23 protein-coding genes are annotated in these 24,878 nt (G+C 54.9%); 14 read left to right on the plus strand and 9 right to left on the minus strand.

Annotation, left to right across the window (positions count from 1 at the left end; translation table 11 throughout):
* Window positions 1-19: 19 nt before the first annotated feature.
* From C5Y44_RS01225 to C5Y44_RS01250, 6 genes are all read right to left on the minus strand, one after another.
* Window positions 20-1,054 (minus strand): bile acid:sodium symporter family protein, encoded by a 1,035-nt coding sequence (locus C5Y44_RS01225; RefSeq protein ID WP_105323310.1) that lies wholly within the window; start codon window positions 1,052-1,054, stop codon window positions 20-22.
* A gap of 238 nt (window positions 1,055-1,292) precedes the next feature.
* Entirely contained in the window at window positions 1,293-1,769 is a 477-nt protein-coding gene (locus C5Y44_RS01230; RefSeq protein ID WP_105323311.1) for a YdcF family protein, read from the minus strand.
* Window positions 1,770-1,780: 11 nt separating this feature from the next.
* The gene (purE, locus tag C5Y44_RS01235; protein ID WP_105323312.1) at window positions 1,781-2,284 is read right to left on the minus strand and encodes a 5-(carboxyamino)imidazole ribonucleotide mutase; all 504 of its coding nucleotides are present in this window, start codon (window positions 2,282-2,284) and stop codon (window positions 1,781-1,783) included.
* 30 nt (window positions 2,285-2,314) lie between these two features.
* Window positions 2,315-3,559 carry a 5-(carboxyamino)imidazole ribonucleotide synthase gene (locus C5Y44_RS01240; RefSeq protein WP_105323313.1) on the minus strand — a complete coding sequence of 415 codons (1,245 nt, stop codon included), beginning with the start codon at window positions 3,557-3,559 and terminating at the stop codon, window positions 2,315-2,317.
* Between the two features lie 60 nt (window positions 3,560-3,619).
* Window positions 3,620-4,102 (minus strand): hypothetical protein, encoded by a 483-nt coding sequence (locus C5Y44_RS01245; protein WP_066792596.1) that lies wholly within the window; start codon window positions 4,100-4,102, stop codon window positions 3,620-3,622.
* A gap of 18 nt (window positions 4,103-4,120) precedes the next feature.
* A complete protein-coding gene (locus C5Y44_RS01250) occupies window positions 4,121-4,936 on the minus strand; it encodes a biotin--[acetyl-CoA-carboxylase] ligase (protein WP_105323314.1) in 816 nt (271 codons plus the stop codon).
* 161 nt (window positions 4,937-5,097) lie between these two features.
* Here C5Y44_RS01250 and C5Y44_RS01255 point away from each other — a divergent pair, with 161 nt between their 5' ends.
* Window positions 5,098-6,390 (plus strand): ABC transporter substrate-binding protein, encoded by a 1,293-nt coding sequence (locus C5Y44_RS01255; protein ID WP_105323315.1) that lies wholly within the window; start codon window positions 5,098-5,100, stop codon window positions 6,388-6,390.
* 131 nt (window positions 6,391-6,521) lie between these two features.
* Here C5Y44_RS01255 and C5Y44_RS01260 read toward each other — a convergent pair whose 3' ends face one another.
* Window positions 6,522-7,778, minus strand: coding sequence for an FAD-binding oxidoreductase (locus C5Y44_RS01260; RefSeq protein ID WP_105323316.1), 1,257 nt, complete (start codon window positions 7,776-7,778; stop codon window positions 6,522-6,524).
* A 340-nt stretch (window positions 7,779-8,118) separates the two neighbouring features.
* Between C5Y44_RS01260 and C5Y44_RS01265 the strand changes: the two genes are divergently transcribed.
* From C5Y44_RS01265 to C5Y44_RS01310, 10 genes are all read left to right on the plus strand, one after another.
* Window positions 8,119-9,180, plus strand: coding sequence for a carbohydrate ABC transporter permease (locus C5Y44_RS01265; protein ID WP_105323317.1), 1,062 nt, complete (start codon window positions 8,119-8,121; stop codon window positions 9,178-9,180).
* Window positions 9,180-10,016: a carbohydrate ABC transporter permease gene (locus tag C5Y44_RS01270; protein ID WP_105323318.1), complete on the plus strand. Its 837-nt coding sequence runs from the start codon at window positions 9,180-9,182 to the stop codon at window positions 10,014-10,016. Before C5Y44_RS01265 ends, C5Y44_RS01270 begins: the two co-directional genes overlap by 1 nt.
* A 16-nt stretch (window positions 10,017-10,032) precedes the next feature.
* Window positions 10,033-10,263, plus strand: a complete 231-nt coding sequence (locus tag C5Y44_RS01275; protein WP_105323319.1) for a hypothetical protein — start codon at window positions 10,033-10,035, stop codon at window positions 10,261-10,263.
* A gap of 2 nt (window positions 10,264-10,265) precedes the next feature.
* Window positions 10,266-11,912, plus strand: coding sequence for a maltose alpha-D-glucosyltransferase (gene treS, locus C5Y44_RS01280; RefSeq protein ID WP_105323320.1), 1,647 nt, complete (start codon window positions 10,266-10,268; stop codon window positions 11,910-11,912).
* 162 nt (window positions 11,913-12,074) lie between these two features.
* Complete coding sequence (locus C5Y44_RS01285) at window positions 12,075-13,691, plus strand: acyl-CoA carboxylase subunit beta (protein WP_066792578.1); 1,617 nt, start codon at window positions 12,075-12,077, stop codon at window positions 13,689-13,691.
* A 62-nt stretch (window positions 13,692-13,753) separates the two neighbouring features.
* The gene (locus tag C5Y44_RS01290) at window positions 13,754-15,313 is read left to right on the plus strand and encodes an acyl-CoA carboxylase subunit beta (RefSeq protein ID WP_105323321.1); all 1,560 of its coding nucleotides are present in this window, start codon (window positions 13,754-13,756) and stop codon (window positions 15,311-15,313) included.
* A 28-nt stretch (window positions 15,314-15,341) separates the two neighbouring features.
* Window positions 15,342-15,605 carry an acyl-CoA carboxylase subunit epsilon gene (locus tag C5Y44_RS01295; RefSeq protein ID WP_105323322.1) on the plus strand — a complete coding sequence of 88 codons (264 nt, stop codon included), beginning with the start codon at window positions 15,342-15,344 and terminating at the stop codon, window positions 15,603-15,605.
* Window positions 15,606-15,713: 108 nt separating this feature from the next.
* A complete protein-coding gene (locus C5Y44_RS01300; protein WP_233189778.1) occupies window positions 15,714-16,382 on the plus strand; it encodes a nucleoside triphosphate pyrophosphatase in 669 nt (222 codons plus the stop codon).
* A 23-nt stretch (window positions 16,383-16,405) separates the two neighbouring features.
* Complete coding sequence (locus C5Y44_RS01305) at window positions 16,406-16,849, plus strand: DUF3151 domain-containing protein (RefSeq protein ID WP_105323323.1); 444 nt, start codon at window positions 16,406-16,408, stop codon at window positions 16,847-16,849.
* Window positions 16,850-16,930: 81 nt separating this feature from the next.
* Entirely contained in the window at window positions 16,931-17,755 is an 825-nt protein-coding gene (locus C5Y44_RS01310) for an aldo/keto reductase (protein ID WP_105323324.1), read from the plus strand.
* Window positions 17,756-17,772: 17 nt separating this feature from the next.
* Here the strand turns inward: C5Y44_RS01310 and C5Y44_RS01315 are convergent, their stop codons facing one another.
* Window positions 17,773-19,278: an acetyl-CoA hydrolase/transferase family protein gene (locus tag C5Y44_RS01315; protein ID WP_105323325.1), complete on the minus strand. Its 1,506-nt coding sequence runs from the start codon at window positions 19,276-19,278 to the stop codon at window positions 17,773-17,775.
* Between the two features lie 13 nt (window positions 19,279-19,291).
* Window positions 19,292-19,930: an HD domain-containing protein gene (locus C5Y44_RS01320; RefSeq protein WP_105323326.1), complete on the minus strand. Its 639-nt coding sequence runs from the start codon at window positions 19,928-19,930 to the stop codon at window positions 19,292-19,294.
* Between the two features lie 138 nt (window positions 19,931-20,068).
* Here C5Y44_RS01320 and C5Y44_RS01325 point away from each other — a divergent pair, with 138 nt between their 5' ends.
* From C5Y44_RS01325 to C5Y44_RS01335, 3 genes are all read left to right on the plus strand, one after another.
* A complete protein-coding gene (locus C5Y44_RS01325; protein ID WP_105323327.1) occupies window positions 20,069-21,025 on the plus strand; it encodes a GlxA family transcriptional regulator in 957 nt (318 codons plus the stop codon).
* Window positions 21,026-21,184: 159 nt separating this feature from the next.
* The gene (gene betT / locus C5Y44_RS01330; RefSeq protein ID WP_105323328.1) at window positions 21,185-23,362 is read left to right on the plus strand and encodes a choline BCCT transporter BetT; all 2,178 of its coding nucleotides are present in this window, start codon (window positions 21,185-21,187) and stop codon (window positions 23,360-23,362) included.
* A gap of 17 nt (window positions 23,363-23,379) precedes the next feature.
* On the plus strand, window positions 23,380-24,867 hold the full coding sequence (locus tag C5Y44_RS01335) for an aldehyde dehydrogenase family protein (RefSeq protein WP_105323329.1): 1,488 nt from the start codon (window positions 23,380-23,382) through the stop codon (window positions 24,865-24,867).
* The last annotated feature ends 11 nt before the right edge of the window (window positions 24,868-24,878 follow it).

A 24,878-nucleotide genomic window follows, 5' to 3' on the forward strand; every position in this document is an offset into this window, starting at 1 on the left:
ATCAGAAGAGGCTTATGAATTAGGCCTTTACAGGTGCGGTTGCCTTGGCATCGTCAGGCGCTGCAACTGGAACCTGATCCTCAGTTGGGAACCTACGAGCAATAGCAGAGAATACTGCGCCAGTAATGTTGTGCAGCACCGCAGCACACGCACCAGGAAGCGCAGCTTCGGGAGCAAAGAACTTCGCAGACATACCAGAGGCCAAACCAGCAGATTGGGTACCAATCTCAACCGCCATGGTGCGATTGTAAGAAGCCGGCATCTTCAGCACCTTGCCTGTGAAGTATCCCAGGACGTAGCCCAGAACATTGTGTAGGAGCACCGCTGCGAAGACGATAACACCCATTTGAACCAGCAGGTCCACGTTATTAGCCACGGTTGGGAAAACCACGCCGCCAATACCGACGATAGAAATCCATGGAAGAACTGGCGCAATGTAGCCAATCCAACGGTCCAACAGGTAGCGCAACACTAGGCCACCGATTACAGGAACCAGAACAGTTTGGACCAGGCTCAATGCCATTCCAGCACCGTCAACATCAGTTTGGGCACCTGCGAGAAGCAGCATCAGAATTGGCGTCATGATTGGCGATACCAATGTAGACACGGAGGTCATCGCAACGGAAAGGGCGACATCGCCGCGCGCCAGGTAGGTAATCACATTCGACGAAGTACCGCCGGGAACCGACCCAAGCATGAGCAAGCCAACGGTCAACATGGGGTTAAGTCCAAGTACCTTGGCTACGAACACTGCGGTTAGTGGCATGATGACAAACTGCGCAATAACGCCGATCAAAATTGGCAGCGGGCGTCGCGCAATTTCTTTGAAGTCCGGGATTGTTAGGGTCAATCCCATACCGAACATGATCACCATCAAAAATTGGTTGATGTAATCACTTAACGGGAGAAACGGTGCTGGGAAAATCCATGCGAGTACAGTTCCGAGCAAAATAAACACGGGGAAAGCAGTCACTGCAATTGCCGCAGAACGGTCCTCACGCGCACGTTCTTTCGTGGTCATGGATGCTTGTAAGGCATCGTCTTTTTCAGACATAGTGATTGCTCCCAGATAACTAAAGATTTCTGCTTCTTAAAAATTCACCAAAGCCAATAAAAATGGCCTCTGTCCTCTGGGTGGGGACATCGTGCAGCGCTAAACCGGAATGGTGGGTGGTTTAGCGTTCTGTGGCTTGAACGAAATTGTAGTGTGAAACAGCGCGGTGGCAAATTCGATTATGATCCCGCACACTAGTTTGGGGTCAGTATTGTGCGAAGTTTGCTGAGAAGATTATTCACAAGCTCTTAAAGCGCGCGCGAATTTTGCGCCACACGATGCGTGCAGCAGAGTGCGGGGTGGCAAGTATTTCACGCGAGTAATTGCGCGCCCGATGCTTCGCTGGAGTAAGCGCGACGTGCATCTTAATGGGAATGTTCAGATGCCATGCCCACAGCCGCGTGCGCAAACTATGAAATTCATTGGTGACAACGTGCAGCGCCGTGGCGTTGTCAACGACTGCGAAGCAATTTTCTAGATTCTCATTGGTGCTAGTAGCTGCTGGTTCTTGCACGATGCGTGCAGGATCGAGCCCATGCTCAATTAAGTAATTGGCCATCGCTGCTGCTTCCCCATCTCCGGAGACAATAACTGCGGAATCCGGCATGGTTGCTGCGAGCTTTAGTGCTTTGTTTAAACGCGACACCAATAAGGCCCCGGGCTGACCATTGGTCACCCGGGAACCTAGTACCACGATAGGATCGGCATGGTGCATGACGCTAGGGTCTAGTCCCCCATGAGCTTGGCGCGGAGGTTGGCGTCTTTTTGCTCAACTTCCTTGGCCATATTTTCTTGGTAATCGGCCATGCGCTCAACCAACTCGGAGTACTGCACGCCGAGGATACGGATGGCGAGCAAGCCTGCATTCTTCGCGCCGCCGATAGACACGGTCGCAACCGGAACCCCAGCTGGCATCTGCACGATAGACAGCAAAGAGTCCAGACCGTCCAAGTCCTTCAAGGCACGTGGAATACCAATAACTGGCAAAGGAGTTGCCGCAGCCACCATGCCTGGTAGGTGCGCTGCCCCACCGGCACAAGCCACAATCACCTTGATGCCGCGGGTGTGGGCCTGCTTGGCGTAATCCAGCATCTTTTCCGGCGTGCGGTGTGCGGAGACCACGCCCACTTCAAAAGGAATACCGAATTCCGCGAGAACCTCAGCTGCTGGTTCAACGGTTGGCCAATCAGAATCGGAGCCCATGATGAGCCCAACTAGCGGTGCAGTCATTTCTTTCCTTATATATCTTGATACATCTTGCTATTTAGCGGACCAGTTATCAGACCACGCGGCGTTCACGAGAAAATCCGCAGCCAAGCGCGCATCGCGACGGGTTGCCTCAACGTCCTCACCGGTGAGATTCACGTGGCCAATCTTACGGCCTGGACGATGTCCCTTGCCGTAGAGATGGATTTTTACCCGCGGGAAACGGCGCGACACTTCGCGGGCACGCTCACCCATTGGCATCTTTGGGTCTTCGGCAGCGCCTAAGACATTGGCCATCACGGTAACTGGAGCAAGCGTGGAAGTATCGCCCAGTGGCTCATCCATGACCGCGCGCAGGTGCTGCTCGAATTGCGAGGTCACCGAGCCATCCTGGGTCCAGTGGCCAGTATTGTGCGGGCGCATTGCCAGTTCATTCACCGCGATGTCTTCCGCACCAGACTCATCCGCAAAAGCAAAGAGTTCCACCGCAAGCACGCCGGTAACGCCCAGTTCGCTAGCAATTTTCTCCCCCAACGCCTCAGCGCGTTGCTGCAGCTGCGGGTTCACACCTGGCGCCGGCGCGACAGCTTCCGCGCACACGCCGTTGCGCTGCACAGACTCAGTCAGTGGCCAAGTCGCAACTTCTCCCGAGGGAGTCCGCGCGACCAGCACGGAAAGCTCGCGGACCAGCGCAACTTTTTCCTCAGCCATCAAGGCCACGCCGCGGCGCGAAAGGTCAGAGACCAAAGCAGTCAGCTCAGATTCATCATTTGGAAACCACACGCCTTTGCCGTCGTAGCCACCCCGGCGCGCTTTCAGGCAGACTTGCCCGGACGTCAAAGTCCAAAAATCGTATGCATCCTGGGCAGATTCAATCGGTGCAAAGCGCGGCACGGGTGCTCCCAGCTCCGAGAGGCGCTCGCGCATAACTAATTTATCTTGGGCATTAATCAGCGCAGCAGGTTGTGGCTGCACGTTGTAGCCGGCATCGATCAGCGCGGTGAGGTGCTCATTAGGCACGTGCTCATGGTCAAAAGTGACAGCGGTGGCACCGTCGACGGCTTTCAGCAAGTCGTCGTAGTTGGTGTAATCACCAAGCACTACATCCGCGCATACTTGTGCTGCAGAGGCGTCGCGCGCGCCGGCGAGTAGGCGCAGCGATTGGCCGAGCTCAATGGCGGCGGTTTGCATCATGCGAGCTAGCTGGCCATCACCAATAACGGCGATAACCGGCATGCCGGGAACATGTGCTTGAGGGTTTCCGTCTGGGTTTCCTGCTTGTTCACTCACGCGTTTCATAATAGCGGCAAGGCTCTAAAAAGCCGTGTTCGGCTCTGTATCCTCCCCCGTAAGCCCTCACTATCGCCAGATAGGAGAGGCGAGTTCAGACAGTTGCTGATTGAGCAGCTTTTCGATGCGCTTCGTTTTCGGCACATCCGGGAAATGGATCGCGCGGTCATAGCCACGGATGGCTAAAGAGATTCCGCCGCGGCGGCGGCGCACGCCGACGATATCGTGCAAAGGAATCGAATCCGTTTGACCTTGCAGAGTCGGGGCGCGGGCGATGACGCGCTGGTTGGTGATGATAAATCGCTTGCGGCGCAGGCGCGTCACCGGCAGCACAAAGCGCCACAGCGAAAGCCCTGCCCATAGTGCCACCACAGCATTGCGCAAAGCGACGTCTAATCCTTGGTTGTTGACTTGAACGTCTAGCCAGCCAATGGCGATCCAGCAGATGCCGGTAATGAGGATTAATTCCAGTACTGGCCACAGCAAAGCGCGATAGGGCGCGGTGACGTCGACATGTTTGACCTCACCGCGTCCCATTTTCACTATGCTCATGGGCGTTTATCTTACTAGTTAGCGGTTATCAGGGCGAAGATGAATCACATCGCCTGCGGAGTAGTATTCGCCACCGACGTTGATTCGCCCGTCATCGGCCACACCTAAAACTTCTCCGTAGATGTTGCCGCCGGGGGCTTCAAGTCGCACATTCATGCCTATCGATGCAGAGACCTTCCTATAGTCCTGCATCATCTGCGGGTCATTGCGCTCCCATTGTGCAAGGCGCGTGCGCAATGCGCGCAGCAAGGAAATCGTAAGCTCCGTGCGATCGGTTTCCAGTCCTTCCAGCGCCAAGGAGGTGGCATTGTCTATCGGTAACTGCTCCTTAGTTAAAGACACGTTGAGCCCCATACCCAAAATCACCCGGGCGGCAGGGCCACTGCCAGCAGCAGAAGTACCGAAAGCACTTCCTTGCGCAGCGCTTGATGCCCCGCCGACCGGTCCGGCCTCGCTTAAGATGCCGCACAGTTTCTTGCCGTCGATGTGCACATCATTCGGCCACTTCAAGCGTGCGCCGTCGACGATATCGGTCACGGCCAAGCCCGCAGCCAAAGGCAAAAGACCTAAGCGCTCTAAAGAAGTAGGCAACAAAGCTACTGACTGAATAGTTTGTGTCCGCGCTGGCGCGGACCACACACGGCCCAAGCGGCCCTTGCCCGATACTTGTTCATCGGCAAGCAGCACTTGGCCGTGCACCACGGTTTCCGCCTGCATTAAATCAGTATTGGTCGAGCCGGTTTGCGCCACGTGCTCAATTGCTGGATACAAACCTGTATCGACAAGCTCGGCGCGAATTCTTTCGAGATCCAAAGTGTCAGTGCGACTATCCATGCGTCAAGCATACGTGCATCGACAAGCACACTGGATCGAGAAACTTCACCCCACGCTTACCCCCGTGGCGGGGGAAATTCCCTAAAACCTACCGTTTGGTAGTGCCTATATCTTAGGGTGATTTTAATTGGTGTTCCACTAAAGAAAAGGTAGCAACCGTTATGAAGAAGTCCATCTTCCGCTCAACTCGCACCGGCGTGGTAGTCACCACCGCTGTTGCAGCGTTGGCTCTTTCTGCATGTTCCTCTGATTCTTCAACAGATTCCGCATCCGATAATGGCGAGGATGCTGCAGCTTCCGACGACTCCAGTTCTGAAGGTCGCGGTCCGATTACCTTCGCCATGGGTAAAAATGACACGGATAAGCTCATTCCGATCATCGAAAAGTGGAATGAAGAACACCCTGATGAAGAAGTCACTTTGTCGGAGCTCGCGGGTGAAGCTGACGCGCAGCGCGAAACCCTCGTGCAGTCCCTGCAGGCTGGCAACTCTGACTACGACGTCATGGCCTTGGACGTTATTTGGACCGCCGACTTTGCTGCGAACCAATGGCTTGCACCGCTAGAAGGTGACTTGGAAGTTGATACCTCCGAGCTACTCGAAGCAACCGTAGAATCTGCAACCTATAACGACACCCTCTACGCGCTTCCGCAAAACACCAACGGCCAGTTGCTCTTCCGCAACACCGAGTTGGCACCAGATGAGGTTTCTACCTTTGATGAGCTCGCTTCTGCGTGTGAAGCACTCGAAGAGGGCACCGCATGTTTGACCACGCAGCTTAAGCAGTACGAAGGCCTCACCGTGAACACCATTGGCTTCATGGAAGGCTGGGGCGGCAAGGTCCTGGATGAAGACGGCAACGTCACCGTTGACTCCGATGAGGCCAAGGCTGGCCTGCAGGCTCTCGTCGACGCATACGAGGATGGCACCATCTCTCGTGAGTCCACCGCGGCAACCGAGGAAGAGACCAACTTGACCTTTACCGAAGGCGATTCCGCTTTCGCTATCAACTGGCCTTACATGTACACCAATGCTGAGGAAGCTGAAGCAACCGCAGGCAAGGTCGAAGTACAGCCACTAGTTGGCAAGGACGGCGTTGGTGTTTCCACCTTGGGTGGCTACAACAACGGCATCAACATCAACTCGGAGAACAAGGCCACGGCGCGCGATTTCATCGAGTTCGTCATCAATGAAGAAAACCAGACCTCCTTTGCGGAAGCTTCCTTCCCACCGGTTCTGGCTTCTATCTATGATGATGAGTCCCTCATTGAGCAGTTCCCATACCTGCCAGCGCTGAAGGAATCTTTGAAAAACGCTTCTCCACGTCCGGTTTCCCCGTTCTACCCAGCTATTTCTAAGGCTATCCAGGATAACGCTTACGCAGCGCTTACCGATGGCAAGTCTGTCGACGACGCCACCGCCGACATGAAGACGGCAATCGAGTCCGCTTCTTAAGGCAAAGTACTGCGCGCAAATACGCTTAACGCTTTTGCGCGCAGCCTTCAGAGGCGAGCACAAAAGCTCCTCTCCCCGACTTACATTTGGTCAGGGAGAGGAGCTTTTTATCTGTAGTTAATTGTTAGCTATTACTTCTTGAAAGGATTAACTGCGGTGAGGTTCTTGCGCAGCGGATCCATAGGCTTAATGATGTCGTTGGTGACACCGGTGTCAATCAGCTCTGCCAGGTACTTACCGGTTGCAGGGCCCAGGACAACGCCCCACATGCCGTGTCCACCGGCAACAAAGACGTTCTTGGACTTGGTTTCACCAATCAGAGATAGTCCGTCTGGGGTCACTGGGCGCGAGCCTACCCACTCATCTTGACGGTCATCCAGGTCAACGTCGCGGAAGGCAACGCGGGAGTTGTTGACGATGGATTCGATACGACGTGGGATCAACGGATCGTCTGGGTCGCGGAATTCCATGGTTCCGGCGATACGGAAGCGGCCCTGGTAAGGAGTACATGCAATACGCTGCTGTGGCAGGTAGACCGAGTGCTTGATGGGCTCTGGGGTAGCTACAGAGAAGGAGTAGCCGCGGCCAGCTTGCACTGGCACCTTCACGCCGTGGTCACGGACCAGGTCGGATAGCCATGCACCGGAAGCAACGACAACCTTGTCGGCTTCTTCGCGGGTGCCGTCAGCGTAAACTACTGCTGCCTTAGCGCCGCCTTCGACAGATTCGACGGTCTTTCCGGTAACAACCTCGCCGCCGCGGTCGGTCACGGCCTTAGCGATTGCTTCAACGTATGGGCCAGGCTCAATAAAGCGCTGGCCTTCGAGGCGGTAAACAGCCTGGATTTCATCCGAGAGAATTGGAACCATGGACTGTGGATCTTCCACGCGGTTGATCTCAACTTCCTGGCCATAGCGAATAGCGCCAGCAATTTCTTTAAAGAAGCCGCGAGAATCTGGCTCAGACTTAAAACCAATGACAAATGGGCCCTTGTGGGACGTTGCATCCACGCCTCCGAGTTCTAGCTCGTCGAAGGCATCGAGAGCGACCTTGTCGATCGGTGTGAGCTTTTCCATCGTCTTATCCCACGCCGAGTCAGAGGCATGTGCCATGAACTGCGCTAGGAATGACCACAAGCGAACATCGACTTTAAATGGCATCGATAGTGCAGCATCTGGGTCTAACAGCAAAGACGGAGCCTGTCCCCACAGGCCGCTTTCTGCCAGTGGAATGGTTTTAGCCGGCGCTAACCAGCCTGCATTGCCCCATGATGAACCAGCTGCAACGCCCTTGCGGTCAACAACCTTGACGTCATAGCCACGTTCTTGCAAATGCCAAGCGGTTGCCAAACCAACCATGCCCGCACCCACGATAATTGCCCGTGCCACATATCCTCCTTGAAAAGTTGTGAGGCTTTCTTTTCTATACCCCAACAGAAATGTGAGCTGTAACTCACCCACCAATTATGCAACCTAACATCACCTAGTGACTATTTGGGTGAGTTATTTGACCGAAATTGCGCTCTTTCGGGGTAGGTCTCACCCCGGGTTTACTCTATTTCCGTCCCGCGCGGGTGCTAATGTCTTTAGACAAACAAACAAGTGGCAAGACGCGCTGAGGCGAGCATGACGTGACAGGCAACACCAGCAACACCAGCACAGTGTCTGCCAAGATGGACGGCTCTTTCAACCGCAGTGCACAAGTAAACAAAGGAATGACACTATTTCTGTGAAAAATTCCCGTGCCAAGCGGTACCTTCCCGCAGCGTTATTGATCGCGCCTGCGCTTTTAACTCTGGCCGTGGTTATTGGCTACCCAGTCATCCGCGCCATCATGCTCTCTTTCCAAGGCAACCGCCGCCTCGACCCCGAAACCGGCACTTTTGTCGAAGGCGCCTTTGCCGGATTAGAAAACTACCTCTACTGGATTACCAGTCGTTGTATGTCACCGACCGGTGAAGTATCGGTCTGCCCGCCCGGAGTCATCGCCACGGACTTTTGGCCGGCCGTCAAGATCACCCTCTTCTTCGCCGTCACCACGGTGATTTTAGAAACCCTGTTGGGCATCATGATGGCGCTGATTATGAATGGCCACTACCGCGGCCGCGGACTCGTCCGCGCAGCCGTACTCATCCCGTGGGCAATTCCTACCGCCGTGACCGCCAAGCTCTGGCAATTTATGTTTGCTCCGCAGGGCATCATCAACTCCGTGCTGGGGCAGAATATCGCGTGGACTACCGACCCGTGGGCCGCGCGACTAGCCGTTATTATCGCCGATGTCTGGAAGACCGCTCCTTTTATGGCCCTGCTGATTTTGGCCGGTCTGCAAATGATTCCCAAAGATGTCTACGAGGCCGCACGCATCGACGGCGCATCGCGCTGGCAAACCTTCATCCACATCACCTTGCCACTGGTTAAACCAGCACTTATGGTCGCAATCTTGTTCCGCACCCTAGATGCCCTGCGCATGTACGACCTGCCGGTGATTATGATTTCTGGTTCTTCCAACTCTCCTACCGCTACCATCTCCCAGCTGGTGGTCGAAGACATGCGCCAAGGCAACTTCAATTCCGCATCAGCCATGTCCACGCTCATCTTCTTGCTCATCTTCGCGGTCGCATTCATCCTCATCAAGTTCTTGGGGGCTGATATTGCGGGCGGAACGGGCATCGACAAGCCAAAGCGCTTGAAAAAGCCTGCTGACGACGACGGCGATGACGGCGATGACGGCGATCACGGGATACCTGTGGGCGCTATCGCCAACGCGCAAAGTACGAAGGAGGAGCGCTAATGAAGCAGTCTAAGCTCTCTCAGGTCGGCCACTACGCTGGCATCATCTTCATCATGTTTTGGGGCCTGGCTCCGTTTTACTGGATGGTGGTCACAGCGCTGCGCGACTCGAATTACACCTTCGATACCACCCCCTGGCCAACGCATGTCACCTTAGACAACTTCAAAGACGCCCTGGCTACCGATAAAGGCAATGACTTTCTCGGCGCGATTGGCAACTCCTTGCTGATTTCGCTGTGCACCACTGCTTTAGCCGTGGCCATCGGTGTATTTACCGCTTATGTTCTCGCGCGCATGGAGTTTCCCGGCAAAGGTATTGTCACCGGCATCATCTTGGCTGCATCGATGTTCCCCGGCATCGCGCTGGTCACCCCGCTGTTCCAGCTCTTTGGTGACTTAGGCTGGATCGGTACCTACCGCGCGATGATCATTCCTAATATTTCCTTCGCGCTGCCGTTGACGATTTACACGCTGGTCAGCTTCTTTAGGCAATTGCCGTGGGAATTGGAAGAAGCCGCGCGTGTCGACGGCGCTACCAAGGCCCAAGCCTTCCGCCTTATCTTGTTGCCGCTTGCCGCACCAGCACTGTTTACGACTGCGATTATCGCGTTTATCACCACCTGGAATGAGTTCATGCTTGCGCGACAGCTCTCCACAACCGCAACTGAGCCGGTGACCGTGGCCATCGCGCGCTTTTCTGGCCCCTCTGCATTCGAATACCCCTATGCCGCAACCATGGCAGCAGGAGCGTTGGTGACCATCCCGCTGATTATCATGGTGCTCATTTTCCAGCACCGCATCGTTGCAGGTCTTACCGCCGGTGGCGTCAAGGGCTAAGCAGAAAGGTTGCAGTATGTCTGGCAAATACCATCCTGAACAGGCCAAGCTCATATGGGATACCGGACTGGGCTTTCTAGGTTTTATGACCGTGCTCGCTATTGTGCAAGCAATCTTGAATGTCTTTGCTGACGATCCATTGATCTGGCCCGGATTTGTTGCCGCAGGCTTCATGTTCGCCTTCTGGCAGTGTTACCGCAGGAAGAAAAAGTACTTTCGGGACAACTACGACGAAAGCTGGAAATAGCCATGACACACGCTCATATTCCGCGCCGTTGGTATGAAAATGCCGTGTTTTATCAAATCCTGGTCGGGGTGTTTAACGACACTGAGGGCAGGGGCATCGGCACGCTTAAGGGCATCGAGGAAAAGCTCGATTACCTGCAGTGGCTAGGCATCGACTGCCTGTGGCTTTCGCCGTTTTATGCCTCTCCGCTTCGCGATGACGGCTACGACATCGCAGATTACCGCGCCGTACACCCGGATTACGGCACCATGGAAGACTTCGAAGATCTCATCGCCGCAGTTCATTCCCGCGGCATGAAGTTGATTACGGATCTAGCGCTTAACCACACCTCCATGGATCATCATTGGTTCCAGGAATCCCGCAAGGATCCCCACGGCCGGTATGGCGATTATTACGTGTGGGGCGATGACCCGCACCGCTATCCAGAAATCCGCATCATCTTCACCGATGTTGAAACCAGCAACTGGAGCTTCGATGAAGTTCGCGGCCAGTACTACTTCCACCGCTTCTACAAAGAGCAGCCGGACTTAAATTACGACAACCCCGCCGTGCATGAGGAAGTCTTATCCCTCATCGATTTTTGGATGGACAAAGGCCTTGATGGCTTCCGCCTTGATGCTATTCCTTACCTTTATGAGCGCGATGGCCTGGGAGGTGAGAGCTTGCCGGAGACGCTGGAATTCATCGAAAAGCTGCGCGCGCACATGGATAAGCACTACCCCGATGCTTTTATGGTGGCCGAGGCGAACCAGCCCCCAGCTGAGACCCGTGAGTACTTCGGCGACGGCGACCGAGTGCACATGGTGTTTAATTTCCCGCTGATGCCGAGGCTGTATCAGGCTATTGCGACGAGCCAAGCCAGCCCGATTGTAGAAATCATGCCGGAGCTGCTGCATCTGCCAAAAGGTGCGCAATGGGGCAATTTCCTGCGCAACCACGACGAGCTGACCTTAGAGATGGTCACCGAGATTGAACGTGACCTGTTGTACTCGGCATTTTTGCCGGATGATTCGATGCGTGCACATTTGGGCATCGCAAGGCGCCTGGCGCCTTTGATGGATAATGACCGCGCGAAGATTGAACTGATGTTTGCGCTGATGTTCGGACTGCCTGGTGCGCCATTTTTGTACTACGGCGAAGAATTCGGAATGCACGATGATTCCTCGCTGCAAGACCGGGATGCCGTGCGCACCCCGATGCAATGGGAACCAGGCCCTGGAGCGGGATTTACTACCTCCGACACACCCAAGCGCCCTATCGTGGGCGGCGAGGGCATTTCGGTGGCCGAACAACGCCACGACCCGCACTCGCTGCTGCGGTTTGTCCGTTCGCTCATTTCCGCACGCAAGGCACATCCAGAACTTGGCATTGGTAACTATGAAGCAATTGAAGTCGCGGAACCTGCCCTGTTAGCCATCACGCGCACACTAAAGGCCGAAGACCGCGTTATTGCCTCAGATCCTTTAAGCTCAGCACCTTTGGTCTGTTTGTATAATTTTGCGCCCCATCCGCTAGCTATTCCTCCGCAAGCTTTGGCAAATCTCAGCGGAATCGGACGCGTGGAAATCGGCTCAGTAGAGGCCGGTACCGAGATTCGCAGCGGCGATGTGATTCCCGCTTTCGGCTTTTTCTGGCTTACCGCGCAGTAGCTTTTGGAGGGAAAAATAAGTGACCTTCGTCAAAACACGAGGGAATTCTCATATTTTTTCGAATAATCTTAAAGCCCTGACCAGCACAATTTAGTTGTGTGATGGGAATCACCGGGATTCAATGGTGGACGTTGACGGGGATAGAGTCTAGGATTTCGAAACATGACCATTTCCTCACCTTTCACGGATCTAGACAGCTTGGAAGACGACAACACCACCGCAGGCAAACTTGCCGAACTAAAGCGTCGCCGCGCTGAAGCGACCTTGCCCATGGGTGAGACTGCGGTTGAGAAGGTTCACGCCCAAGAACGCCTCACCGCTCGCGAGCGCTTAGACTACCTGCTCGACGAAGGCTCCTTCGTTGAGACCGACATGCTTGCTAAGCACCGCACCACCGACTTCGGCATGTCCAAGAAGAAGATTGTCACCGACGGTATCGTTACCGGCTGGGGCACCATCGACGGACGCGAAGTCTGCATCTTCTCCCAGGACGGCACCGTCTTCGGCGGCGCTCTGGGCGAGGTTTACGGCGAAAAGATGATCAAGATCATGGAGCTGGCTATTACCACCGGCCGCCCATTGATTGGTCTTTATGAAGGCGCTGGCGCACGTATCCAGGAAGGCTCCGTCTCCCTGGACTGGATTGCCCAGACCTTCTATCAAAACATCAAGGCATCTGGTGTAGTTCCACAGATTTCTGTCATCATGGGCGCTTGTGCTGGCGGCAACGCTTACTCCCCTGCTTTGACTGACTTTGTCGTCATGGTGGACAAGAAGTCCAAGATGTTTGTTACCGGCCCTGACGTTATTAAGACCGTTACCGGTGAAGAAGTTACCCAGGAAGAACTGGGCGGCGCTTCTGCACACATGACCAATGCTGGTAACTCCCACTACACCGCACAAAGCGATGAAGAGGCTTTGGACTGGGTACACGACCTGGTGGCTTACCTGCCTTCCAACAACCGCCAGCAGGCGCCGTTGGAACTCACCGACTTCGAAGAGGAAATCACCGAAGAGGACCTCAAGCTGGATGAGATCATTCCAGACTCCCCAACCCAGCCTTATGACGTACGCGAAGTCATTGAGTCTTTGAGCGATGATGGCGAGTTCTTGGAGATTCAGGCAGAGCGCGCAGAAAACGTTGTCGTGGCATTTGGCCGCATCGAAGGCCAGACCGTTGGTTTCGTTGCAAACCAGCCAACCGTCTTCGCTGGCTGCTTGGACATTGACTCCTCGGAGAAGGCTGCTCGATTCATCCGCACCTGTGATTCCTTCAACATCCCACTGGTTCTGCTGGTGGACGTACCGGGCTTCTTGCCAGGTCTGGACCAGGAGCACAGCGGTATTCTGCGTCGCGGCGCGAAGCTGCTTTACGCTTACGGTGAAGCAACCGTTCCGAAGATCACCGTCACCATGCGCAAGGCTTACGGCGGCGCATACTGCGTGATGGGTTCCAAGGGCCTGGGCGCTGACGTTAACCTGGCGTGGCCAACCGCACAGATTGCTGTGATGGGTGCTTCCGGTGCTGTCGGCTTCATCTACCGCAAGGAGCTCAAGCAGGCACACGAGAAGGGTCTAGACGTAGCAGAGTTGGCGAAGTCCTTCGAGCGCGAGTACGAAGACCACATGCTCAACCCGTACAAGGCTGCTGAGCGTGGGCTTATCGATGCAGTTATCCTGCCTTCCGAAACCCGCCAGATGGTGGCACGCAACCTGCGCCTGTACGCAGATAAGAATGTTGCACGTCCAGCACGCAAGCACGGCAATATTCCGCTGTAAGAAGTTGCGCCCCGATTGGCCTCGCTATGTCGAAGTTAGTCGGGGTTGTAAACTAGCTGTTTATGACTAATAAACCGGATCTGAAAACGACAGCCGGCAAGATCGAAGACTTAGATCGTCGTCTCACCGAATCGGTTCATCCTTTAGGTGATGGCGCAGATGACGCAGGCCAAGATGCAGGCCAGCTGACTGCCCGGACAAGAATTGACGCTTTGCTCGATGCCGGTTCTTTCGTGGAAACTGACGCTTTAGCACGCCACCGTTCGGTGGACTTTAACCGTGAGCACGACAAGCCATTAACCGATGGCGTAGTGACAGGTTATGGCACCATCGATGGCCGCAAGGTCTGTGTCTTTAGCCAAGATGAAACTATCTTTGATGGCACCTTGGGTGAGGTTTACGGCGAAAAGGTCATCAAGTTATATGACCTTGCGCTCAAGACGGGTGTTCCTATCGTCGGTATTCACGCCTCTGCTGGCCCACGTGTGGAAGAAGGCATTGTCACCTTAGGCATGTACGGCCGCATCATGGCGCGTGCAACTTCAGCCTCGGGTCTGATTCCACAGGTTTCTATCGTTGTCGGCGATACCGAAGGAATGGCGTCTTTCCTTCCCGGTTGGTCCGATGTTGTCATCATGACCACGCAGTCAGCGCTGCACCAAGCACGCCCTAGTGCGGTGGCTCAAGTCTTTGGTGAGGAAGTCACCGCTGCGGAGCTAGGCGGCGCTGCCGTGCATGCTGATAATGGCACCGCGCAACTTGTTGCTGAGACCGATGAGCTAGCACTGGTTATGGCACGCGATGTTTTGGGCTACCTGCCGGTGAATAACCGCGCGGAAGCACCTCGCACTGAGGCAGATATTATGGCTGGCTCGATTGCAGAAAATATCGGCGAAGATGACAAGAAGCTGTTGAGCATCATCCCGGATGAGGACTCTTCCGCTTATGACATGCGCGAAGTCATTGACAATATCGTCGACGAAGCATCGTTTTTTGAAGTCAGCGGCAGCTTTGCCGATAACGTGCTTACCGGTTTTGCACGTATCGAAGGCCGCAGCGTAGGCATTGTCGCCAACCAGCCCTTAGCTGGTGCTGGCGCCATTGATTCCGCAGCCGCAGAAAAAGCCGCGCGTTTCATCCGCACCTGCGATGCTTTCAACACCCCTGTGGTGACCTTCGTAGATTCCCCCGGTTTCATCCCTTCCGTGGAGGTGGAAAAGGCTGGATTGGTACGTCGTGCTACCAAGCTTGCCTATGCCTACGCAGAAGCATCCGTTGGCAAAATCACGGTGATCACCCGCAAGGCCTTCGGACCTGCTTATGTATTCATGGGTTCCAAAGACCTCGGCGCAGACCTTGCCTATGGCTGGCCAACCGCAGAAATCGCAGTAGCACAGACCTCCCAGGCGGCTGAGTCCATCTACGGTGCTGAGGCAACTGAAGAGCAAAAGGCAGCGCTGGAAGATAAGTTCATGGGCCCTTACCAAGCTGCCGAGCGCGGCATGGTGGATGCAGTTATCTCCCCTGATGCCACCCGCGGTCATCTCATCGAAGGCCTGCGCCTTCTTGAGCGCAAGGTAGTTCCCGCAGCGCTGAAAAAGCACGGCAACATCACGCTATAACCCGTATTTCAAAGGAAAGTAGAAAGAAATGACCACATCAACTGTTACTGACTCCGCCGCCAAGGCTCCCTCAGCACCACTGTTTAGCGTGGTCAAAGGCAATCCTTCGGCAAGTGAAATCGCAGCACTGACCGCAGTATTTGCGCAGCTTTCCAACCAGTCCCGCCGCGAGGCTGCTGGTGCTGGCGTTTCCAAGCACGGCGAGCGCAACCTGTGGGGCCGTCCTGAGGACCGTTTCAACTTCCAGCTGCAATTTAACCCAGCTGCGTTTAGAAATGTTCGTTTCTACTAGAGTTCGCTCAGTCTTCGCGTAAAAGCGGTGGTGCACACGATTGCAAACATCTGTGCACCACCGCTTCTTTTTAGGTGTAGGCACCAAAGGTGATCTAGAATTCCCCGCATGCAAATTATTCTCGCTTCTCAATCACCTTCGCGCGCATCTATTTTGCGCGGCGCGGGTGTTGAGCCGGTTCTGCGCCCGGCACACGTGAATGAAGCAAGCCTTATCGAATCCCTCGGTGATGCTGCTCCAGCTGAGGTCGTCTCCCAACTGGCGATGGCCAAAGCACAAGAAATCGCCCCAGACTTTCCCAACGACATCGTCATCGGCGGCGACTCCATGCTGCTTTTAGATGGCACACTGCAAGGCAAACCACACACCGTTGACGCCACCGTCGCCCGCTGGGAGCAACAAGCAGGCAAGACCGCAGAGCTTCTAACAGGCCACTGCATCATCTGGGGCGACCAAGTCCATGTGGAGACCTCACGCACCACTGTGCGCTTCGCACAGGCCACTCTGGCTGATATCCGGGCCTATGCCTCCACCGGGGAACCGCTTGAGTGTGCAGGCGCCTTTACGCTCGAAGCAATCGGTGGCTGGTTCATTGATCGCATCGAAGGCGACCCTTCCTCGGTCATCGGTCTCTCACTTCCAGTGGTTCGCCGCGCGCTGTATTCCTTTGGCCTTTCCGTCAGCGAATTGTGGAATACCGGCCAGACCGAGTCTGCCCAGCAACCGGCGCAAGCGGTACAACCGGCCGATGCCGCGATGAATGCCGTCACCACTTAACCCTGGCAGGTAGATTGGTAGGCATGGAAATTAATGACATGCTTGCACCACCGCCAGTAAAGCTGCCGGAAGACCCGGCTCAGGCGGAGGCTTCAAACTTCACTCCACAAGAACTAGCGGCGAAGTTTCCTGCCAGCCCCTATGCGTGGGCCGAGCTTGCCGAAGCCGAATTGAAGGCAGCTCAGTCTTCTGCGAATAACACCGCGGAGCCTGCTGCTTTCATCACCGCCTATGCTTTCGCGCGCACCGGCTATCACCGCGGGCTCGACCGCCTGCGTGGCAACGGCTGGAAGGGCTGGGGTCCAGTTCCATTTGACCATGAGCCTAACCAAGGCGTGCTGCGCGCGATTGCCGCGCTTGGTCACGCGTCTCAGGCAATTGGTGAAACGGAAGAATATGACCGTCTTCGCCAAATGCTTTCCGATGCCGACCCCGCGTCCGTCGCAACGCTGCTCGACGGTCAATAATATTTAGCATTTTACCCCAGTAGCCTGCGTATCTTCCTCAAAGCAGTGAGATACGCAGGCTTTTTCATTAGGGTGGCGAGCATGGCTAAAAACAATTCTGCTCTTTCGCTTCCCCCAATTGGCTTTGGCACGGTGCATCTCGATGGCGCTGCCGGCGCCCAGGCAATGACCTCGGCAATCCAGACCGGCTACCGCTTGATTGATACCGCGTATAACTACGAGAACGAAGGCGCTGTGGGCGTGGCGCTGCGTGAATCTGGTGTGCCGCGCGATGAACTTATTGTGACCAGTAAGCTGCCGGGCCGGTTTCACAAATTCGACCTTGCGCGCCCGCGCATTGAAGAAAGCCTCTACCGCCTCAGTCTGGATCACTTGGACTTGTTGCTTATCCACTGGCCTAATCCAAGTCAAGACCTTTATGTTGAGGCGTGGCAGGCGCTTATCGATGCCCGCGACCGCGGCCTCGTGCGCCACATCGGGGTCTCCAACTTCTTACCTGAACACATGGAACGCCTGGAGAAAGAAACCGGTGAGCTGCCCGCGGTGAACCAAGTTGAGCTGCACCCCTACTTCCCGCAGCAAGAGCTGGTGGAATGGCACGACGCCCGCGGCATTATCACCGAAGCGTGGAGCCCATTGAGCAATGGCCGTGGCCTAGTCGAAGAACCTTCTTTGGTCGAGATTGGCCAACGCCACGGTGTTGGCGGCGGCGAAGTTGCGCTCGCCTGGCATCACGCCCGCGGCATCGTGCCGATTCCGCGATCCACCAAGCCGGAGCGCCAGAAGTCCAACCTGGATGCGGTCAACATCCAGCTCAGCGCGGAAGAAATCGCAACCATCACCGCGCTGGGCCGCCCTGATGGCCGCATCAAGGACCAAGACCCAGCGGTGTACGAAGAATTTTAAAGAATTCTTCCTTTACCCTAGGCCGGTTTCATAGAACCGGTTTCTTCAAAGCGCGTATGGAAACTTAACGCCGTGCGCAGGTCATGCGGGGTGTGCTGGAACTTATTCTTGCGGGCGCGCTCAAAATACTCCTCCAACAGTGGGCGGTATTCTGGGTGCGCTACCGCAATCATTTTCGGCACGCGGTCTCGCGGCGCTAATCCTCGCAAGTCGGCATAACCATATTCGGTAATAATCACCATGGCATCGTGCTCGGTGTGGTCGATGTGGGAGGCAAAAGGCACAATCGCTGAGATCGAATCCCCTTTCGCAGCCGCCGGCGAGATAAACGTCGAGGCAAAAGCATTGCGGGTGAAATCTCCCGAGCCGCCAATTCCGTTCATCACGCGCGTTCCCGCCACGTGTGTGGAGTTCACGTTGCCGTAGATATCTGCCTCAATCATGCCGTTGGATGAAATCAGACCCATGCGGCGAATAACTTCGGGGTTATTGGAGATTTGCAGCGGGCGCAGCACCAAATGATTGCGGTACTTGGTGGCTTCGCGGTTCATTTTCTCTGCATACTCCGGCGAGAGCGCAAAGGAAGTTGCCGAGGCCACGGTCATCTTGCCTGCATCGATAAGATCCAGCATGCCGTCTTGCACAACTTCCGTATAGGCTTGGATATTTTCAAATTTCGAATCCACAAGGCCTGCCATCACAGCATTCGGCACATTGCCGACGCCAGATTGCATGATGTATCCGTCATATCGCAGACGCCCACCTTGGACTTCTCCTTCGAGAAAATCCAGGAAGTGGCCGGCAATTTGTTTCGAGGTTTCATCGAAAGGCTTAAACGGGCTGTTGCGGTCTGGAGCATCGGTTTCCACGACAGCCACGACCTTTTCCGTATCAATCTGAATGAAGGTCTCACCAATCCGGTCGCCGACATTGTTGATGGGAATCGGCGTGCGGTTTGGCAAATGCGGCACATGATAAACATCCGCCATGCCTTCAAGGTCGAGCGATTGCCAAGAGTTGACCTCAATAATCAGCTTCTTGGCAGCAGCGATGCACTCCAAGTTATTGCCCAGACCCGAGGAAGGAATGAGGTGTCCTTCTTCGGTAATGCGGGTAACTTCCACGACGGTGACATCGAGTTCGCCAAAGAATCCTTGTTCCACCTGCAGACCTGAATGTGACAAGTGAATGTCTTGGTATTTCATCTCCCCAGAGTTAATCTTCGCGCGCATCTCTGGGTCTGATTGATAGGGCATGCGGTAGTTGATGGCATCGGCCTCAGCCAGCACGCCGTCACAGTCCGGTGCGGTCGAGGCGCCAGTAATCAGGTTGATGGTAAATTCATCGCCTCTACCGTGGGCTTCTTTCGCGCGGTTGGCAATCGCAGTAGGCAAGGCCTTGGGATAGGCTGCGCCGGTAAATCCGGACATGCCCACGGTATCGCCGTGGTTGATAAATTCTGCAGCTTCTTCAGCACTCATGACCTTTGCGGCCATAGATTTGCTGGCAATTCTTTCAGACATGATTTTCTTCTTCCTACTCGGGCCATTTATTCGCGCGGATAACTTCCACGAAGTCGCCGCGTTCAAAGCCTGGAACAAAGTGCTCTAAGACATCGGCTTTCACATTGCCGAAGGTGGTTTCTGGACGGTGCTTAATGCCATTAGTGAAGGCTTGCAGGATCTGATTTTTGAAATCCGGACGCGGGTGCGCTTTCACAATCTCCGCACGCTGTTTATCGGTGATGGTGTCAAAGCCAATGCCCAGGACATCATGTTCAACACCGCGGGTGACCAAAGCGACCTCCACTGCCATATGCAGTGGAATCTCCGGGGTGGTGTGCAGCGCGATAGCATTCCAGACCTTATCTGCGTCCGCATCTGCCACACCGTGCGAAAGCAAGAAGCGGCGGGCTTCATCGGCGCCGTCGATTTCAAACCGCTGGTCATCGCGCGCATATTTATCCGTCAACCCTAAGTCGTGGAACATCGCGCCAACATATAGCAGCTCTGGGTCATAGGTAATACCATCTTGTTGCCCGCGCAAAGCGCCAAAGACATACACGCGGCGCGAGTGGTCGTAGATGAGCTGCGATGCGAATTCGCGAACGAGTTCAGTCGCTTCCTGCGCAAGTTTGGAATCAGGGATAGTAATTCCGGAAATAATCTCTGCCATGTCGTGCTCCTTGTGAAGTAGATATCGGGTTCACCCATTACCTTTTCAAGATGCACTACACTGATGCCATGTCATTTAGGCCACACAAACAGCAAAAAGCGACATGTGGCGCTGGCGCTTCTTAGGAATTGAGGCACAATGCAACGCAGAATCGGCGTTCTGGTTTATCCCGGTGTGACGTTGATGGATGTCTCCGGCCCCGCGGAAGTGCTCAGCCGCGCGGCAGGTTATGAGATTGTGTGCTTCTCCCCCGCCGGCGGCACGGTAGCAACGTCCAGCCACATCCCTATCGCCGACACCGTTAAGCCATCGCCTATCGATGCCTCCCTGCTCGACACCCTCATCATCGCCGGCGCCGATTGGCTTCCTGCGCAGCCATGGCCGAAAGGGCTGCTCGAGACTGTCGACCTCTTGGTTTCAAATATGGAGGGTAAAAGCCGCATTGCAAGTGTCTGCACGGGGGCATTCGTGTTGGCAGAACTGGGCCTTTTAGATGGCAGGCACGCCACCACACATTGGCAAAATACTCGTGAGCTGGCCATGCGTTATCCGCAGATTAAGGTTGACCCTGACACTCTGCACGTTCATGATGGCCGTTTTATCACTTCCGCGGGTATTACCGCCGGCATTGACTTGGCGTTGTCCTTGGTCGAAGAAGACCACGGCGCAGCCACGGCGCGTGCGATTGCCCAAGACATGGTGGTCTTTATGCATCGCCCCGGTGGCCAATCACAATTTGTCGGCCACGACGCACCACTTTCGATAAGCAATCCAATCGTGCGAAAGGCGATGGAGACTTTCAAAGCCGAACCTCACGGCGATCATTCTTTGACCACCCTGGCTGAGGCCGTCGCCGTGAGCTCGCGGCATCTCGGCAGACTTTTCCGACAGGAATTGGGCATGACGCCGGGACGCTGGATGGAAAGGATGCGGCTGCAAACAGCCCAAGACATGATCTTGGAAGGCCACAGCATTACCGCAGCTGCGCGGCATTCCGGCTTTGGTAACGATGAGAATCTGCGGCGCTCTTTTGAACGCCGCTTCCGGATGTCACCGACGGAATATCGCGCACGCTTTCGCACCACGTTCCGTTAAACACCATCAGCAAAATCTTCTGGGGATTATATAAGTTTACCCTCAAGAAATCCACCTAAATATAAATTATGTCTATTCTTGCTTAAAAACTACTAGCCCCCTACCCTGGAACGAGTGCCTGCGCAGGTATTTTTCGTGCAATAGGATTACGGAGGTTTCATGGCATATCTTGCCAAGTCTCATTCAAGAGACACTTCTGAGGATCCGACAAGTACTGGTCCTTCAGACGAATTCAAGCATTCAACTGTCAATAAGCCTGTATTTTTCACAGCCGCGGGTTTGATTATCGCGTTCGTCCTGTGGGCTTGGTTAGCCCCTGGACAGGCAGAAACAGTGATTTTCGGCTCCATGAATTGGATTGCTGCAAATCTTGGCTGGTACTACATCCTTACTGCGGGGATCATCGTACTTTTCGTCATTATCATCGCCCTCAGCCGAGTGGGCGATACCCGGCTCGGACCGGATCATTCTCGACCCAAATATCGGATGTTCACGTGGGCATCAATGTTGTTCGCCGCCGGTATCGGCGTCGACCTCATGTTCTTCTCCATCGCAGGGCCAGCAACTAACTATCTGACACCGCCTGAGGCAGAACCGCTTTCGGATGAAGCCGCCCGCATGGCAGCAATTTGGACCATGTTCCATTACGGCATTCCCGGATGGGCTATGTACGCACTCATGGGGGTTGCCCTAGGCCTTTTCGCATATCGCTACCATTTGCCGCTGAGTATCCGCTCGGCATTGGCTCCCATCTTTGGCAAGCGCATCCGTGGCGCAACCGGCAATGCTGTTGATATCACAGCAACGTTAGGAACCATCTTTGGTATCGCTACCTCGTTGGGTATTGGTGTCGTCTTTCTCAACTACGGCCTTTCAGAGCTCTTTGGGCTTCCAACCAACGCTGCCGTGCAGGTCGCTCTGATCGCCCTGTCCGTGCTGATCACGATTTTCTCGACAGTATCGGGCGTCGACAAGGGTATTCGCCGGCTCTCTGAGCTCAACGTATTGTTGGCTCTCGGGCTACTTCTATGGATTCTGGTTACGGGTAAAACCGCTGAGCTGCTTGGCCAACTTGTCCAAAACGTTGGTGATTTCTTTAGCCGTTTCCCAGGCATGTTGCTCAACAACTTCGCCTACACTGACGGCGCACCTGGCTACCCAACTGAACAATGGCTAGGTGACTGGACCCTGTTCTTCTGGGCGTGGTGGATGGCCTGGGCACCATTCGTTGGGCTCTTCCTCGCGCGTATCTCCAGGGGACGCACACTGCGTGAATTCATCTTCGGCGTGCTCATCATTCCATTCGGATTTATCCTGCTGTTTGTCTCCATCTTCGGCAACGCAGCCTTGTCCCACTTTCAGGCAGGAGATGATGCATTCCTCCAGGAAGCAGTTGATCTCCCCGAATCAGGATTCTTTAACCTACTGTCGCAATACCCAGGCGGCACTGTCCTCATCGCCGTTGCAGTATTCGTGGGCATGCTCTTTTACATCACTTCAGCAGATTCCGGCTCACTGGTCATGGCCAATATGTCATCGAAGGCATCGTTACGCGATTCCGATGGCGCACCCTGGCTGCGCATTGTCTGGGCAGTCATTACTGGTGCACTCACCCTGGTCATGCTCTTTATAGATGGTGTCTACACGCTTCAAGCCGCTGCGGTATTGATCGGCCTGCCGTTTTCTGTGGTGATGTATCTACTCATGGCCAGTGTGCTTAAGGCATTACGTGCGGAAACCCGCAGCCTTGATTCCAGGCTCCAATCGGTGGCTCTAGCATCCCGCGGCACGGGCTCAGGCACAGATCAACTTTCATGGCAAGAGCGTCTTGCTGGCCGCATGGCATTCCCAGGACCGGAGCAAGCCCGATCCTTTGTAGAAACAACTGGCACACCGGCGGTAGAGACTGTTGCTCTAGAACTTCGCAATTTGGGTGCAGACGTTTCTCTCTCCAAGGGCGAATCAGCAGAAGATGGCATGCCTTTTGTCGACCTCACGATCAAATTTCCCGAACAGGAAGATTTCAAATACCAACTGTGCCCTGTTGTACATGCCACCCCAACGTGGGCACCAAAACAGGACGAGGAAGAGGAAAGCTACCACACGGTTGAGGTATTTACCGCGCGAGGAACCCGTGGTGTCAACGTCATGGATTTCACAGAAGACCAGGTCATCGCGGATGTTGTCAGTTCCTACGAAACCCACCTCACCTACATGGCCATGGGTGGTACCGCGGGCACGTCCTTTACCGGTGTCGAAGCCGAGGCCCCCACGGAGTGGGATGGAACAGGTACCGTCGATTCCGAACTAACGGAAAATGACACCAACTCTAACTAGGAAAGTGAGTACTGAAAATGTCTAAGAATCAACATTTCATTAACGGTGAATGGGTCGACTCCATTTCCGGCGCAACTCGTACAATCACCTGCCCTGCTAACGGAGAGTTCGTTGCCGAGGTAGCCGAAGGCGGCAAAGAAGATGTAGAAAAGGCCATCTTGGCAGCACGCGAGGCATTTGAGTCCGGCGTGTGGTCTGGTGTTGCAGCTTCCAAGCGTGGTGATTTCCTAATCAAGGTCGCTGAGGAAATCGAACGCCGCAAAGATGAGTTCGCCCGTGCAGAGGCACTCGATACCGGTAAGCGTCTTGTTGAAGCCGAAGGCGATATGGACGATATCGCTAACTGCTTCCGCTACTACGGCAAGATCGCTGATTCCAACCCGGGCCGGATCGTTGATGCCGGTGACCCCACGGTTCTTTCCCGCGTGGCTTATGAACCAATGGGTGTCTGCGGAATGATTACGCCGTGGAACTTCCCACTGTTGCAAGCTTCATGGAAGATTGCACCAGCATTGGCAACGGGTAATTCTTTTGTTATTAAACCTTCAGAGCTCACGCCTTCAACCACCCTGTTGATTGCTGATGTTCTGGATTCCCTTGGTCTTCCAGCCGGCGTGGCAAACGTAGTTATGGGCGACGGCGCAAATGTCGGCTCGGTGCTTTCTTCCCACCCAGAAATTGACCTCATCTCCTTTACCGGCGGTCTGGAGACCGGCAAGAAGATTGCAGAATCCGCAGCGCAGGGCGTAAAGAAGGTCGCGTTGGAGCTCGGTGGCAAGAACCCAAATATTGTCTTCGCTGATGCCGATTTCGATGCCGCCGTGGATAATGCGCTCAATGCCGGATTCCTGGATTCCGGACTGGTGTGCTCCGCTGGTACCCGCCTGATTGTTGAAGAATCTATCGCCGAGAGATTCGTCGATGAGCTCGTACGCCGCGCCGAAGGCATTGTCATGGGCGGGCCTTTCGATGAAAAGGCAGAGACCGGACCACTCATTTCTGAGCAGCACCGCGATAAGGTCACCTCATACGTCAACCGTGGCATCGAAGCCGGAGGACGTCTACGTTGTGGTGGCCACTGGGGCGGAGATGAATTAGCTAACGGCTACTTCTATGCTCCAACTGTGATTGACCAGGTCAAATCCGATAACCCCGCTGTGCAAGAAGAAGGTTTCGGCCCTGTCATCACCGTGGAAACCTTCAAGACTGAAGCTGAAGCTATTGCTCTTGGCAATGACACTAACTACGGACTTGCCGGCGCCGTGTGGTCTTCTAACCAGGGCACGGCACACCGCGTTTCTAGCAAGCTGCGCCACGGCACCATCTGGATCAATGACTACCACCCATACATGCCACAAGCTGAGTGGGGTGGATTCAAGATGTCCGGTGTAGGCCGCGAATTGGGACCATCGGGGCTGGAGGAATACCAGCAGCCAAAGCACATCTACCAAAACACTGAGCCTGCGGTCACGGGTTGGTTCCCAGACAAGACCAGCAGCAACTAAGCAAGACAGAG

Source organism: Corynebacterium sp. J010B-136, assembly GCF_002967075.1.
Lineage (GTDB): Bacteria > Actinomycetota > Actinomycetes > Mycobacteriales > Mycobacteriaceae > Corynebacterium.